This window comes from Pseudomonas sp. SCPG-7 (assembly GCF_002156405.1).
Taxonomy (GTDB): domain Bacteria; phylum Pseudomonadota; class Gammaproteobacteria; order Pseudomonadales; family Pseudomonadaceae; genus Aquipseudomonas; species Aquipseudomonas parakoreensis.
In genome coordinates this window covers 223633-237357 of record NZ_MVOO01000003.1, presented here as the reverse complement: position 1 = coordinate 237357, position 13725 = coordinate 223633, and the positions used below count along the sequence as shown (strand labels likewise).

The following is a 13725-nucleotide window of genomic DNA, read 5'->3' as shown; positions in this document are numbered from 1 at the left end:
GGAACGCGGTCAACTGTGGGAGCGAGCTTGCTCGCGAAGGCAATGTGTCAGGCGAAGAGTATCTTCACCCGAAACATCAAGCGCCGTGGCACTTCTTGAATTTCTTGCCGTTGCCGCAAGGGCAAGGGTCGTTGCGACCGACGTCTTTCAGGGCGTTGCGCACCGGTTCCTGGTGAGCGTGGCCGCAGTTCGGGCCGTGGACATGGCCATGGTCGTGATCGTGATGATGGTCATGATCGTGGTTGCAGTCAGGGCCATGGACATGAGGTTGCTGAGTCATCGGTTGTGCTCCGGAATTAAATCGGCGGGGATTATCACGCCATTGCGCTCCAGGTGCACGTAGTGGGCGATGAATAAACCGGTTTCCATCTCGCCTTGCAGTCGGTAAGGCACCTGCTGGTGCGGACTTTTCAGCATTTTCACCACGTCCTTGACCCGTGGCCACAGGTTGGTGCGGATGGGGATCCGATAGAACGCGCTGCTTTTCGGCCCCACGGTGATCCAGTGTTCATGCTCGCCTTCGGCCAGCAACATATCCGCCAGATGAATGCGATATTCCATGCCGCGCACGGTCAGGTCGCTGTCGTTGGGATTGTCGATGCGAAAATGCAGGATGAATTTCTGTTCGAGCAATTTGGCCCGCACCACCTCGACTTTCACCAGGTGCACGGCGGGATCGACGCTGTCGTCGCTGAACCATGAGGCGCAACCGCCGAGGTTCAGGATCAGCAACAGGGGAAGAATGTTGAGTGTGCGCCATAGTCCGAGCATGAGTTAACTCCCTTTGCTGGCAGTCTAGACGCTAAAAGATCGCAGCCTGCGGCAGCGCCTACATGAGTCGCGTCCTCTGTAGGCGCTGCCGCAGGCTGCGATCTTTTGATCTTATGCGCCGAAATACCCCGCACAGCACTTCTTAATGTAATGCAACAATTCACTACCAGATAAATGCATGCTCGCTTTGTTGCCCTCTGGAGAGGGTAGGGCAAGCGTAGCTTGCGGGTTGAAGCGGTAGAATCGAATCGCCTCCTCATCGGCTTTTCATTTAAAATGACGAATGGCTATTGACAATTCTGACGAATGGTACTATGCAAATTGCCATTGTCGTGGTACAATAGGTCGTAATAGAGAAGATTTCCACGCAAGCTTCAGCTTCAATGCAGGACTCTAAACCGGGCCAGACGCTAACTCTGAGTTCGGTTTTGTCGTTCCTGCATTTAAGAATTCCATAATCACCCGCTCCGAACCTGTGTCGCCATAGAGTTCGGAGATGTCGTGAGGCCGAGGCCCTCAGAATGCCTCTGACGCTGTATTGCAAGACAGTGGCCGTACATTGCTAGACCGGGGCAGCAACCCTCCTTAGCCGCTGACAGGGCGGTGGGTCGATACTCTGTCAGAGGGTGTGTAATTAGATCCTCCACCCTCGATCCAAATTCGTTTCAAACTCATAGCTTCATTTTGTCGGGTGCGACGCAAACTGTCTCACCCGATACTTTTGCCCTTTGTATTTTTCCGTCGCGCCCACAACTACATACGCCCTCACGAGCCACCTATTAAAAAGGAGATACGCCTATGGCTATCGTTCTCAGAAAATGCATTGTTTGCGAAGCCGAATTTCCGTCGAAAAACATGCGTGCAAAGTTTTGCAAATCCACTTGCAAATCCATTCATCACCGAGCAACAAAGCAACTTGCAGCACCCATAAAAGAAATACCAAACACAATAGGAGTTAAGACTATGAGTACACAACCACAAGCCCCAATGCTATTTGTCTTCCAAGAAAGCGAATATCAGTCTCGCTGCAATGAAGCGAAGGTGAGATACGAAAATACACTTGAAACATCTGTTATTGCTGCTCAGGGTGCAATCGTTGAGTTCACTCCTTCGTCTGTCGAGAGTGCATTTGAGGACTATCATAATTACCGAGTAGCAGGTTGTGCGCCTCTTGATTCAGCATCACCGTTACCTTCAATTAGCGTCATTAGTAGCCCGGTAACCGGAGCATTGGTCGTGCTGTACATGCTAAAACCTGAAGCGTTGCAAGAGGCCGAGCTAAAAACCATTTACGCTGATGTACGTGCCGAATACCAAGCAGAGCTTGATCGTGAGTTAGAAGCCCATATTGATCGAACAGTGCAAAGTTTGATTGATGCTGAAGATCGTGCCAAGGCGAAAGCAGAGGCTGAGCTATTGGAAAAGCGCCAAGAGGAGAAACGTGCTGAGGCTTTGGCTGCACGTGAAAAGCTGCGTGCTGAATTGATTGAGGCGGGCAAGCTTAACCCCGATGGAAGTGCAGCATGATTGACGGTCTAGAACGGATTCTGCTTGAGAAATACCAGCCTGATAGCCCTAAGTTGCAAAGGCCTCTAGAAGCCCCTGTAAGCGCTTCTAAGAGTGAGCTGGTGTCATCAGAAGGAATAACTACTAAAGCCTCTCATGTTAGCTCTCAGGGGTATTTGTATAAGTCTGCAAGTGGTCGCGCTGGTGTAATAACTGTCCTGATGGATTCAACGAAGTATCCAGACGAAATTATCGCCAAGGCTTGTGCGGAGTTCAATCGGAACAATCCCAGCCTAATGAGCAATAGCTACCAGCTACCAGTAGAATTTGAAGGTATTCCCGCTGGAAGCTGGATCTATATAAACTACATTGATAAGGAATAAATGAATAATACTGCTACACGGTTCACGGCTCTGAGAAAAGGCCCTTGCTTCACTCTGCTGCACTTAACCAATCCCAATATTGATATCCGCACATTTAACGATAACTGTCGCGCTTATATTTCTTATGTGTCTGGCGGGCTATTCACATACGATTATTTTTGGTGGATCGCTGAGGATGATTCTGTCTATCTAGCTGTCTCGGGTAATCGTATTGCTATCACTGTCATCATGAATTACATAAATAATTCCTCTCACGTCTTTGAAGTGATGCACCTCAGTCGTGGCGTGCTTACATTCAACGCTCTTGTGTCCAAACTATTCCAGCGCCGTAAGCGCACAGTGGGGCATAAGAGATCTTTCGGAGGATCCCGTAAATGAGTATCACTGAAGAGATTGCTCGTTTAACGGGCGTATTGAAATTTAATGTAGACACGAGCGGTCTACAGCGTTTCAACGGCATGATGCGTGCTGTTGAGCGCCAAATGAATCAGTTGGGCAAACAAGCGGACATTCTAGGCAAAAAACTTAGTGCCAAGATGGGCATCAAGGTTGATGCAACCGGGCAAGCAAAATTGGCTAAGTCTGTTCGGGCGAATCTGGATCGTGAGTTAAAGCTTGAACAGGCTGTGCAACGTACCAGACGTGCAACCTTTGCCGCCGAGCTTCAGGGACAAAAACTCATCAACCTTCGCCAGAAAGAGACGACAGCAACTCAGAACCTGGCCCTCCGCGACAAGATCGCTCAGGCCGTTCTAGATGCCAAATCAGCAAAGGCTGAAGCTGAACGTTTGAAGGTGCAAGGTGTAGCTGTGAAGCAGGCTCAATCGCTTGAACAGCACAAGGCTCGCCAAGCTCGTTGGGAAGCGCTTCTAGGCCAGCAACAACAGAAGACCGCCATCCTTCAGCAGAAGCAATTCCAAGCGATGACGGCCACCCAGAAAGCAGAGTTTGCCCTACAGCAATCAAGAGTGGCTGCCCACCGTACAGCGGTGAAATTCGCAGCGTCGCAAGAAGCTGAAAAGCTTCGTGCAAAGCGCCTTGAAGTGAGCCATGCCCAACGAGGGGAGCGCTTCCAATGGGCGCAGACAAGACAAGCTGTATGGGCTGCAAAACAGGCCGAGCCGAAGCCATCCACAGGCTTTATGGGGCTTGGTACAGGTGCTTTGGCTTTGGGTGGGGTTACTGCTGGACTTGCCGCAGTTGTGGGAGCTGTGAGTGCCCTAGGGAATCGCCTTGCCGCTACACAGACTCGCGTGTCTGAGAGCCAGCAACTTGAAAACGTCTTGTCCCAAGCCGGGGGCAAGAATCCCGCTAATGCTGAGTTCGCCAAATCGGAGTGGCTACGGATCAATGCCAAATACGGCACCGAAGCCAGTCTTGAATCAGCCAAGGCATACAGAACATTCCTGATGGCAGAGATGGCTCGTGGTCGTAGCATTAGCCAAGCTACCGGCACATATGAAACACGCCAAGCAGCCTTTCGCGGTGCTGGCATGACTGCTGAGGAACAGCGCCGTGCGAACCTGCAACTCCAGCAGATTGCGAGCAAGTCACAGGGTGACAGGGAAGACCTAAATACCTTCAGTGAGGCCGCTCCTTTGCTCGTAGAGCCGATTCGTCGTGCATGGGCTGAACGTAACAAGCATCCCCTAGACGCCAATCTTGAAAAGGATTTCAGGGCTAGCACCAAGACGGGCAACTTGAAGGCAATCGACTTCACCAAGGGCATCGAGCTTTTCGTAAAGGAAAACGCCGCTGCTATTGAACGTCAGAGTGGCAGCATCGATGCCAACGCCACTCGCCTTGCCAACCAGCAGTTCCTGCAACAGCAGGGGCTGGATCAGAACCCAGAGCTGATTAGCTCGATCAATGATCGCATCAAGAGCGAAATGGAGCTGGCAGAGGCCATGAAGCCCCTGAAGGAAGCAGCGGTGCAGGCGGATATTGCGCTCAACAAAATGGCTGCTTCGTTCTTCAGATTTGCCTTTGGCAAGGGTGATACGCCGGAGCAGTCTGCTAAGAAGATTGATGTGTTCTCACCGGATCAGCCAGCCATTGATCCAAGTGCATTGAGTTCACCTCAGCCATCAACCGGCGAGAAAGTGAAAGACCCAATCGACAGGTTTTACCGTTGGCTCACCAATGCACCGGATTACGGAGAGGGGCCAGCCAAGGAGCTGAAAGTGCGGGAGCCTAATCTTCTAGGCGTTCAGTTTCCGAAGCTGGATTTGTCAGCGTTTGAAGAGAAGCTTGCCGACATCGCTGAGCGCGTTGGGGAATACAAACGCTTCCGTGAGGACTCGATTCAACCCATCACCTCAAGGGAGTTGATGAGGGCGTCTGGTTCATCTGTGCAGTACCCAGTGCAACAGATCACTACTACGAACGAGCACGTCACGAACAACAATAACGAAGTGCGTAACGAAATCACTGTCAATGTAACGGCTCCTGCCGGTGCAGATGCTCCCGAAATTGGGAGAGTCGTTCGGGAAGAGGTTGGGAAGATGCTGCGTGAGACAGGCGTCAACCAACAAGAGGTTCAATGAACGGGATCATCAAGGCAATCCTGCTTGGTGCGTTGTTGCAGATAGCGGTGGGAGCTGGTCTCACCGTTTATTTGTTCAATCACACAAGCGATATGGCTCTGCAATATGCCCAAATGGCTGAGCGTAACGCTAATACCTATACGGATGAAGTGGTACGTGATCAATACAATCGCCTCCAGCGTGAGCAGAGCATTGAGCGTGAGGATATGAAGAGTTGGGTTGATCGTCGTATAGATTTGAAGGTGTCTCAGGCGTTAGGGGAGATCAAGCATTGAAATACGAAGACCTCCCTAACGAAGCTAATCACATGCAAGCATGTCGTGAATACGTCGCTGCTGTTTACGGAGAAACTGTGGTGCATCAAATGCCTGCTGTAATTGAAACTCTGTGGGATTGCGTCCTATTCGGTATGCCTGAAGGGCTGGCACACATTGCCATCTTTGGTCGGCACGGATTAGCGATACTCACGCAGAACTAACTGCACTCCATGCACATAAAAGACCTTGACAAGATAAGGTAAAAAAGCGTATAAGGGTGCTCTTTCCAGCAGTCCGCACCGAACGTTCTCGACACGCCATAGAGTGATGTCAGGCGTTGGTTTTCGTTCGTCTGGAATTCGACCCAACCCAATACACGACGAGGCACACGCCTATGTAATGAACTGACACAGGAGATACACAATTGAATAACCAAACACCGCTTTCGCAACAATGCCATACCAGTAACATCAATGGATTCAGAGTCGATCAAGAAACTGGTGAAATCTATGGCGAATACACCGTTACCCATTACACAGCAGCAACGGATGCGCTGAAGCCAGAGCTTGGTAAGTGCCGAAGCGTTGATGATCTACACATATTCCTTAAGCACGTAGACCTTCGCACACTGCCTCCCTTTTCCAAGTTTCCACTTGTTGATGCACAAGATCACGCTCATGGCCAATGGAAAAGAACCGGGGTGGATTGTCGTATCACTCTTCCGATGATGAACACGCTTTACACTCTCCATGGTCTTGTGAGATACGCTAACATTATAATTATGACCAAGGCGGACTTGGCGAAGGCCCTGGGTGTCGCCGAATCCAACCTGACGAAGAAACTTGCACCTCTGGTAAAGGCGAAGCTTTTAAGGACATATACCTCCCGCGATGGCATTCGAAAGGGTGAAATCAAATTGCTCGTAAACCCTCGCCTGATTTTCCGTGGCTTCGACACTGTCCGCGAAGCATACGTAGAGAAATGGTACTTGGATGAAGCTAGAGAAAGTTGCCTGCTCTATGATCGAGATTTTCTTGCAGCTGCTGCGTAAGAATTTAAAAAAAATTACGCAAGAAATGGGCTGCAAGCCTTTGTATTCAAGGGGGGGTCAAAAGTCCTCTTATATATAAAAAATTTGCCTAGTGCGAAGCACTGAGGTGATAACACGTTGATGGACAATAGCCGCATCGTCCCGATTCTGGATCAGCTCACCAATAAATACATAGAATCAACACACATCAAAGCTCTTCGCTTTTGATCTGCTACACCGAAGGTGACGTGCAATGACTGTCAGCGGAGGCTGACGGGGTAACTACTGAATGCGTACGCATTCGTTTATGCACCGAAGAAAAAGGCAAGATCAAAAGCAAGAGCTGGATTTTTGTTATATTTTATTTATGTCGAGGTACACCCGGAGGGTAGTCGGCGGTCACGCCATAGCTTAATCAGATGAAAGCTAAACGCTTTCGGTGCGACCACCAACGCACATCAATCTTCGACGCTGTCAATTGCGAAGTTGATGAAGGCTGAACAACAGATGAGCATGAAACGAGCGTCAGCTTTAGTTGGTGCAGTGGCATTGTCTAACAGCGCATGCCTAATACCACTAGCATCACTGGTGTAGCCATAGAGTGTGAGGAATGCTGACTTCAAGCTTCCATGCAAATTGTGCTTGGTCTCAAGAATCTTCAGTGCTTGTCCTAACGTAGCTTTGTCATCGCCCACAAGTTTCTTTGCAAGAGACTCAACAGCACTGATGCTTTCTTTGATCGAGTTTCGATAATCAGGATTCTGTCTGTCGGTGAGGAATCCTAGAGACGTAGAAAGGTGAACTTTCACACCTCCATACTTATCTGAATTGAGAATCGCTTGCTCAATCTCATCAATCTCTTCAGGAGAGGTTACCTCCGTTATTTTTCCAGCAACAAAGCGGTAGGCTGAGTTCTCTTTCTCAAGTGTAGTATTGCAAAGGGAAAAATAACTTTCACCTAAATTTTCAGGAGCATGTATCGGTACAAACTCTAAAAGGCTATATATTCTATGCCATGAGATTGTAAAGAAGGTTTTACGCACTGAGGCAAGGAAATCATCCCAGTGTCGAGGAAGCTGATCTATAGGGGCTTTGAAAAATTCTGAATATAGTGCTATGGAAAATTGATGGAAATTCGACCCACGCAAAAGATCAGAGCTTACTCTATAAGACCTTCGGTAGTTAGAAAAGTAGCATGCTGTTAATACGTTCCAAAGGGAGTTTTTTAATTCGATGTCAATATTGTCAGCCTGAACGGCCTTTGCCTGTATCAGCCCCATCCGCTGCGAGAAGTCCATTACCACCTCGTTCGTGTGATCGCTTGCCTTGGCCAAAGCTGGCCGCGTCCTGACAGTTCCATTGTACATGATGGCTGGTCGCCAGTTGAGTCTCAGAGAAAACCTCTGAAAACCACCCGAAAACCCGTGCCAAACATGCCCTTGTGGCCGGTTATAACCAAGCTTCTGGTTAGATCCTCAGTCTATAGGCCAGCATTTCCGGGGCTTCCCATATTTCAGGATAAGTTCGATCCGCTGGCGGCACCTCAAAACTGACGTTTTCACACCAAAACGGTAGTTTTGAACCGGAATCACGGATTTTGTGCGAAAGCACGCTTTCCTTTCAGCCTTCTTGCACAAAGGCCTTCCTCTACTAGCTTTGATGGTGTCGCCGACGTGGCGACGTGCCATTAAGGAGCTGACATGGCAACGAGATATCGTGATGCGGTCACCGGTGAATACGTCACCAAGGAAGAGGCGGAGAAAAGGCCTAGGGAGACGGTAAAAGAAAAAGACAAGCCTCCACCCAAGAAGCCTAGCGGCCCCAAGAAGAAGTAGCGTTTCCGTGAGGGAAGTCGCTAGTCTCCCTCGCACCCTTCAAGGATGACCCTCCATGCCTAACACCCCTCATGCCAACATCGCCACAGCAGACGCACTCACGCTCCTGTTGCACAACCAGCATGCAATAGCCGCTGCCATCGAAGAGTTATCCCTGTGGGTGAGGTTACAGGGCGAGCCTGTGGTTCATCTGAATGTCATGACCGCACTGAAAACCATCGACAAGAACGCGGCTGCTATCAGCGCTGAAATTTACAAGCTCAGGCAATAATCGCTATCAAAGAAGTCTAGTTTATTGGTAGTGCGATAACCGTCTGTCTGAGGATTGATCTGGCTATCAAATATCTATGGTTGGCTTTCTATCTGATAGACTATCATTGGTCTATCGGTTTATTACTCTATAGGATAGCCAGCCATGAACGCCCATCTCTACCTGAGAGCATCCACCAAGGATCAAGACGCAAACCGTGCTCGGGCAGCGCTGGAAGCGTTCGCTGCTGAAAAGGGTCTGACCATTGTCGGTGTATACGCTGAGAACATCAGCGGAACCAAGCTCAACCGTCCTGAGTTGATGCGTTTACTAGATGCAGCCAAGCCGGGAGAGATAATCACCTGTGAGTCAGTAGACCGTCTAAGTCGCCTTTCGCATGCTGATTGGGAGACTTTGAAGGCAGCGATCAAGGCTAAGGGTCTACGTTTGGTAATCGCTGATCTACCAACCACTCACATGATGGCTCAGGACAAGGGCATCACCGGTCAAATCATGGAAGTGATCAACGCAATGTTGCTTGACCTGATGGCTACCATGGCACGCCTTGACCAAGAGAAACGTGTTGAGCGGATCAATGAAGGGCTGAAGAACAAACGTGCTGCTGAACCTGACTGGAAGCCAGCGGGGAAGAGTAAGAACGCTGAACTCTGGAAGAAGGTGCAAGCGCTGATCAGTAAGAATCCAACCCTGTCAGCCGATGACGTGGCAAAGCTCGCTGACTGTGGTGTAGCGACTGTGTATAGGATCAAGCGTGAAATGAAATAGGGGTTCAGACAGCCTATCAGCCCGCCTTGAGCGGGCTTTGTCGTCTCTGATGTCACATGTGATTCAGGTTGGTATGGCGTGGCTTGTAGAGGCTCTGAGAGTGCCTGATAGGCTCATTATTTCCATATTCCGGCGCTCTGCATGTTCATCCGTGTCGTGGCGTTCAACACCTCTCGCTTAGTCACCGAGAGTAGGCCACTAGCTTATTTTTCCAGTTCTGAACACAGTCAACCCCACCCTTTGCAAAGTCTGAAAACGGCGGGGGAACCAAGAGCTCAAAAAAGGTGTAGTTCAAAAGGCTCGTACCAAGAATGCAAATACAAGCCCTTCGGCTTACCAGTCAGCAAAGCCCGCCTGCCCATATCCACACGCCATCACCGTTGCAGTGCATGGTTTTCCCGTTGTCGCAGACGGTGCCGCCGGGTGAATAAGTCGCACCATTCCATGAGCAGGTTACGCCGCTCGGCATGCCCTTGATATCACCGAGTGAAGACTTGCCCTCTAAAATCTTAGAGTTTTTCAATGATGGGTCTTGGGGTTTTACAACGACCGGTTTTTCAGTGGTCATGACAAATACCTCCTATCGTGGGAGGTATCAGTTAAGTTTAATTATATTATTTAAGTCCATTTTTCCGACGGCTGGTTGAAAAGTGTCTCGATTGGTTAACAGTTGTCGCCCTAGAATAATTGCGTTGTTATCGGGCTAGGAACTGAGATTCGCTATTTCAGATTGCAAGCCTGAAGAAACTTATCTGTCTCGCGAGTTGATCCAGTCGCAGGCACTGTTCCAGACCATTTGGAATCAAATTCTTCTGATTGCAATCCTAGCAAAATAGGCGCTTTCGCATTGCGAAGTTCTGTCAACAATTTAAGGATTTCTCCCTTCTCGTATGTGATGAACTGAACATATGCATCATTACGTTGAGCGCTTTGAGCCTTGAATCGGTGAATCTCGCCTTTGTCCACCTTAACCAGTAGATCCCAGTCGGTGCTCGCTCTAGTATCGGCCCACTTTTCTTTTTGTAGCAGTGCAAGGGTCAACTGTTCCGCGTCGCAATCGAAAGCAATGGCTTGAGCAGGGCTTATGGAGCCGAACATCATTGCCTTTTTTCCACCTGAGAAAATGTCGTCTTGAGTCGTTGTATTCCATTCAGCGAGCGTGGGTGATGAAAACGCTAATCCTAGTAATGCAATTGTTACCGCTATCCCTGTTCTCATGGCAAATCTCTTAGGCGTGAGTGTTTGCAAGAGCTTAGATCCTCATTGGGCACTGCGCTATCACGTGGCGCATTGTTCAATGGTTGGGATTGTCGCTCGATTGCTTCTGTAGATGATTTTCCGCCCGCTCAATTACCTCTGCTATCCACATCTTAGCTTCGTTCCAGCTTCTGAGTTGGTCGCCACAAACAGGGCAGTACAGTTCGTCTTTATCTCTCACTCGAAGCTTGATGCATCGGATGGAGAGGGTAGACCCGCACTTACTGCAATTAACGTGTTCTGTAGACAACTCTTGCTCCTCATCTCGTTTGAAGGGAATCACCAACCTGAATCAAGTTGGTGATTCGTCTCATTGATTACAGGTCGAGAACATATTGGAAAGGCGGGCTACGGAAATGCTGCCTCACGTGCTCCCACCGCCCAAAGCGCCAGCGGGGGTAGTCGTGGACGAAAACACTTTTGGTGCGTTGAGACGACGAGCGGTGACGGGGACGTCTAGCCATGAGAAATGGAGCCTCTAGAGAAATTGCAGTGATGCAATCCTCTGGGCGTGACAACGTACACTCAAAGTGTTGTTGACGTGACGGTCACGCTGTTGGCTTAATAACCGCCTGCCCAGATTCATGCGTTTTTGAAACGTGTGTATCGGGGGTGGTGCGGGTGGATCACGTTCTGTCGCCAAACTTCGCGTGACCACTCGCAAGCATTTCCCTTCTACAGACCTATTACGGTCTTCCATCTACGGCAAAAACCCAATATGTAGGGTTTCTCTTGCCGTCGGGTACAGGATATTGCGTATCGTGTGGTGATTGCAATGTACTACCTGTGGATAAACCGGTGCGTAAATTGTGTTAGAAACAAGGAAACCGCGTGTAGGCCGCGAACTTGCTGAGCCAGACCGTTTATCACTGTTTTTTCGACTGTAGAAACGTTCGCGATGTTTTTTAAGGGCGCGAACGCTATCACAAGAATTCTTGCTTTCAGCGGAGCTGACGTTTCAGTTCTGGCCGGGCGGGCACTTTGATTTCCTTCATCCAGTGCGTCGCCGCCCGCTGCCATTTTGGCGAATCGCCGTGGAGCTTTTGCAGTTCGTCAAACGCATCCGATGCGCTGTCGATCCGAATCCGCTTATTGGTATGGGTGATGGCCCCGATGACTGACGACTCTGATCCACCAGCCGACGTCACGCTGATCAAATATGTTTCATTACAGCGCCCGTTCTTCCGAACAAAGATTTTCGTGCCTAGCCGTTTAGTCAGGTTATTCGCAGCGTTGCGCCCCTCGAAGGACGTTAGGTCGAGCCTTTCAAAGAAGTGTTCTTTACTCATTACCCGGTCAACTGCCATTTGCTGACGGAGTGCATCCCTCTCAGCGTCTACAGCCGCAAGTTGGCTTTCCAGCTCGTGGAGTAGTTTTGCCGTTGTCCTGCTGGGGTATTCGTTGTGTGCATCTTCAGCGGCTGCAAGCTTGGCTCGCAGTTCTTCACCACGACCTTCAGCAACATCCAGCTTCTTCCTGATTGCCCCTGAACTACCTTGAACGAGGCTCAAGGAATCGAGCTTCGCTAAGATTTCCCGAAACACTGTTTCGGTGCGTGTGGCGCTGACAACTCCCGCGCTGCACATTCCTCGGATGCTGTGGCTGCACTTGTAATACTTGTGGCCTCTCTGGCTTTGCAGGTGCATGGCAGCGCCACAATCGAAGCAGAAGAAGACGCCCGCCATCACGTTGAAGTCTTTCGTCTGTCTGGTGATCTTGTGTAGTCGCCGGGAGCCTCGTGCAGCCTGTGCCCGGTAGAAGGTTTCTTCATCCACGACAGCCGGGAAAAAGCCCTTGATGGGATCGCCATCTGGCGTCCTGACGCCGTCGATGAAGATGTGGGGCTGATACTCGCCTAACGTTGTTCGGCTATCTAGGATGTGGCGAACGGTGCTAAATCCCCAGAGGCCGGAGAAGTTCTTTCGCCCCGCAGAGAACGCCGGTATGCCTTCCTGATTCAGCGTGGCTGCAATGTTGCGCGAACCGTGTCCTTGCGTTGAGAGATCGAAGATCCGTCGCACCACTTGAGCGTGGTCAGGGTTGAGGGTGTAACCCTCCGGGGTGATATCCAGCCAAAGCGGCCTGAGCTTTCCTAGAGGCTTGCCTGTGGCACGGGCATCAGCCTGTTTCTTCCGCCACGCAGATGAAACCCTATTCCCCTTAATGGAAGACTCTTCATGAGCACGTGCCATTGAGATGATCGAGATGATCAAATCGAGTTCGTTGTACTCACGGGTATACAGACGCTTGTCAGTGCTGGTGTAGACGTTGATTCCCTTGGCAAGCAAATCAAGAAAGCGGGGTAGGGCGTCCCGCACCTTTTCACGTGACAGACGATCCAGTGACTCAACCACCAAGAAGCTACCGGGCGGTATGGTGCCGTCCTCGACGTAACCAAGGAACCTAGCTAGTTCGCTTGTATCATCGACGTGTTTACCTTTGTATGCAGAGCGTCCACGGTCGAAGAACAGATATTCCTTTGGGTCTGCTAACTCAAGCCCGCGCTCAGCAGCAAACTCCTTCGCGGCTCTCATCTGACGGGCTTCACTGTCGCCTGCCGATTGTTTTGCACTACTAAACCGGATGTAACTGAACACCTTGCGCATTACGCTACCTAAAAACTCAATTGCTTTGTAGGTAACTGTAGCAACACTTCTTGAACTTCTGCCCGCTGGCGCATGGACACGCGTCATTGCGCCCCAGCTTCAACTGCACGGTCGGGTCGATGAAGTACCAGCGCCCGGCGTTCTGCACGAATGAAGAGCGCTCGCGGTGGCTGTGTTCGCCCTGGCTGTCGTGCCAGCGCGCGGTGAAGGTGACGAAGGCGTGCTCGGGCTGGCCGCCGAACACTTCCGAGCTTTCGACCTCAAGGCCGAGCCAGGTGCTTTGCGCGCTCCAGGCACTGATCGACTGGCGATCCAGACCGGCCTGCTGGGCGGGCAGGGTAGTGGCCACCAGGTAATCGATCAGCCCCAAAACGTAGGCGCTGTAGCGCGACCGCATCAGCGCTTCGGCGCACGGCGCCGGGTGGCCTTCGTGGTAGGGACCGCAGCAGGCCAGCAGCAGGTTGCCGCTGCCGCATGGGCAAATGGCTGTACTCATTG

Annotated in this window: 15 protein-coding genes; 8 read left to right on the top strand and 7 right to left on the bottom strand. The window is 50.6% G+C overall.

Annotated features, from left to right (window positions below):
* Positions 1 to 76: 76 nt before the first annotated feature.
* Both B1722_RS07980 and B1722_RS07975 read right to left on the bottom strand, forming a co-directional pair.
* Complete coding sequence (locus tag B1722_RS07980; RefSeq protein WP_003198420.1) at positions 77 to 280, bottom strand: SEC-C metal-binding domain-containing protein; 204 nt, start codon at positions 278 to 280, stop codon at positions 77 to 79.
* The gene (locus B1722_RS07975) at positions 277 to 771 is read right to left on the bottom strand and encodes an LEA type 2 family protein (protein ID WP_041070625.1); all 495 of its coding nucleotides are present in this window, start codon (positions 769 to 771) and stop codon (positions 277 to 279) included. The genes B1722_RS07980 and B1722_RS07975 overlap by 4 nt, the downstream gene beginning before the upstream one ends.
* A 798-nt stretch (positions 772 to 1569) precedes the next feature.
* Between B1722_RS07975 and B1722_RS28830 the strand changes: the two genes are divergently transcribed.
* The 5 genes from B1722_RS28830 to B1722_RS07950 all read left to right on the top strand — a co-directional run bounded on the left by B1722_RS28830 (position 1570) and on the right by B1722_RS07950 (position 6514).
* A complete protein-coding gene (locus B1722_RS28830) occupies positions 1570 to 2298 on the top strand; it encodes a hypothetical protein (protein ID WP_140395995.1) in 729 nt (242 codons plus the stop codon).
* Positions 2295 to 2660, top strand: coding sequence for a hypothetical protein (locus tag B1722_RS07965; protein ID WP_086792115.1), 366 nt, complete (start codon positions 2295 to 2297; stop codon positions 2658 to 2660). Before B1722_RS28830 ends, B1722_RS07965 begins: the two co-directional genes overlap by 4 nt.
* Positions 2661 to 3034: 374 nt before the next feature.
* Positions 3035 to 5206 carry a hypothetical protein gene (locus B1722_RS07960; protein ID WP_086792113.1) on the top strand — a complete coding sequence of 724 codons (2172 nt, stop codon included), beginning with the start codon at positions 3035 to 3037 and terminating at the stop codon, positions 5204 to 5206.
* The gene (locus tag B1722_RS07955; RefSeq protein WP_086792111.1) at positions 5203 to 5481 is read left to right on the top strand and encodes a hypothetical protein; all 279 of its coding nucleotides are present in this window, start codon (positions 5203 to 5205) and stop codon (positions 5479 to 5481) included. The genes B1722_RS07960 and B1722_RS07955 overlap by 4 nt, the downstream gene beginning before the upstream one ends.
* 406 nt (positions 5482 to 5887) lie before the next feature.
* Entirely contained in the window at positions 5888 to 6514 is a 627-nt protein-coding gene (locus B1722_RS07950; protein WP_086792109.1) for a hypothetical protein, read from the top strand.
* Between the two features lie 437 nt (positions 6515 to 6951).
* Here B1722_RS07950 and B1722_RS07945 read toward each other — a convergent pair whose 3' ends face one another.
* Entirely contained in the window at positions 6952 to 7791 is an 840-nt protein-coding gene (locus B1722_RS07945; RefSeq protein ID WP_086792108.1) for an AbiJ-NTD4 domain-containing protein, read from the bottom strand.
* 402 nt (positions 7792 to 8193) lie between these two features.
* On the opposite strand from B1722_RS07945, the gene B1722_RS07940 reads away from it, so the two are divergent.
* From B1722_RS07940 to B1722_RS07930, 3 genes are all read left to right on the top strand, one after another.
* Positions 8194 to 8328 carry a multidrug transporter gene (locus B1722_RS07940; RefSeq protein ID WP_086792107.1) on the top strand — a complete coding sequence of 45 codons (135 nt, stop codon included), beginning with the start codon at positions 8194 to 8196 and terminating at the stop codon, positions 8326 to 8328.
* Positions 8329 to 8383: 55 nt separating this feature from the next.
* Positions 8384 to 8599, top strand: a complete 216-nt coding sequence (locus B1722_RS07935; RefSeq protein WP_086792105.1) for a hypothetical protein — start codon at positions 8384 to 8386, stop codon at positions 8597 to 8599.
* 144 nt (positions 8600 to 8743) lie between these two features.
* Entirely contained in the window at positions 8744 to 9364 is a 621-nt protein-coding gene (locus B1722_RS07930) for a recombinase family protein (RefSeq protein ID WP_086792103.1), read from the top strand.
* Positions 9365 to 9704: 340 nt separating this feature from the next.
* Here the strand turns inward: B1722_RS07930 and B1722_RS28825 are convergent, their stop codons facing one another.
* From B1722_RS28825 to B1722_RS07915, 4 genes are all read right to left on the bottom strand, one after another.
* Positions 9705 to 9932 carry a hypothetical protein gene (locus B1722_RS28825; protein WP_140395994.1) on the bottom strand — a complete coding sequence of 76 codons (228 nt, stop codon included), beginning with the start codon at positions 9930 to 9932 and terminating at the stop codon, positions 9705 to 9707.
* 152 nt (positions 9933 to 10084) lie between these two features.
* Positions 10085 to 10612 (bottom strand): hypothetical protein, encoded by a 528-nt coding sequence (locus tag B1722_RS07925; protein ID WP_140395993.1) that lies wholly within the window; start codon positions 10610 to 10612, stop codon positions 10085 to 10087.
* A 950-nt stretch (positions 10613 to 11562) separates the two neighbouring features.
* Positions 11563 to 13227, bottom strand: a complete 1665-nt coding sequence (locus tag B1722_RS07920; protein ID WP_086792101.1) for a recombinase family protein — start codon at positions 13225 to 13227, stop codon at positions 11563 to 11565.
* 16 nt (positions 13228 to 13243) lie between these two features.
* On the bottom strand, positions 13244 to 13723 hold the full coding sequence (locus tag B1722_RS07915) for a YchJ family protein (protein ID WP_086792100.1): 480 nt from the start codon (positions 13721 to 13723) through the stop codon (positions 13244 to 13246).
* Positions 13724 to 13725 lie beyond the last annotated feature (2 nt).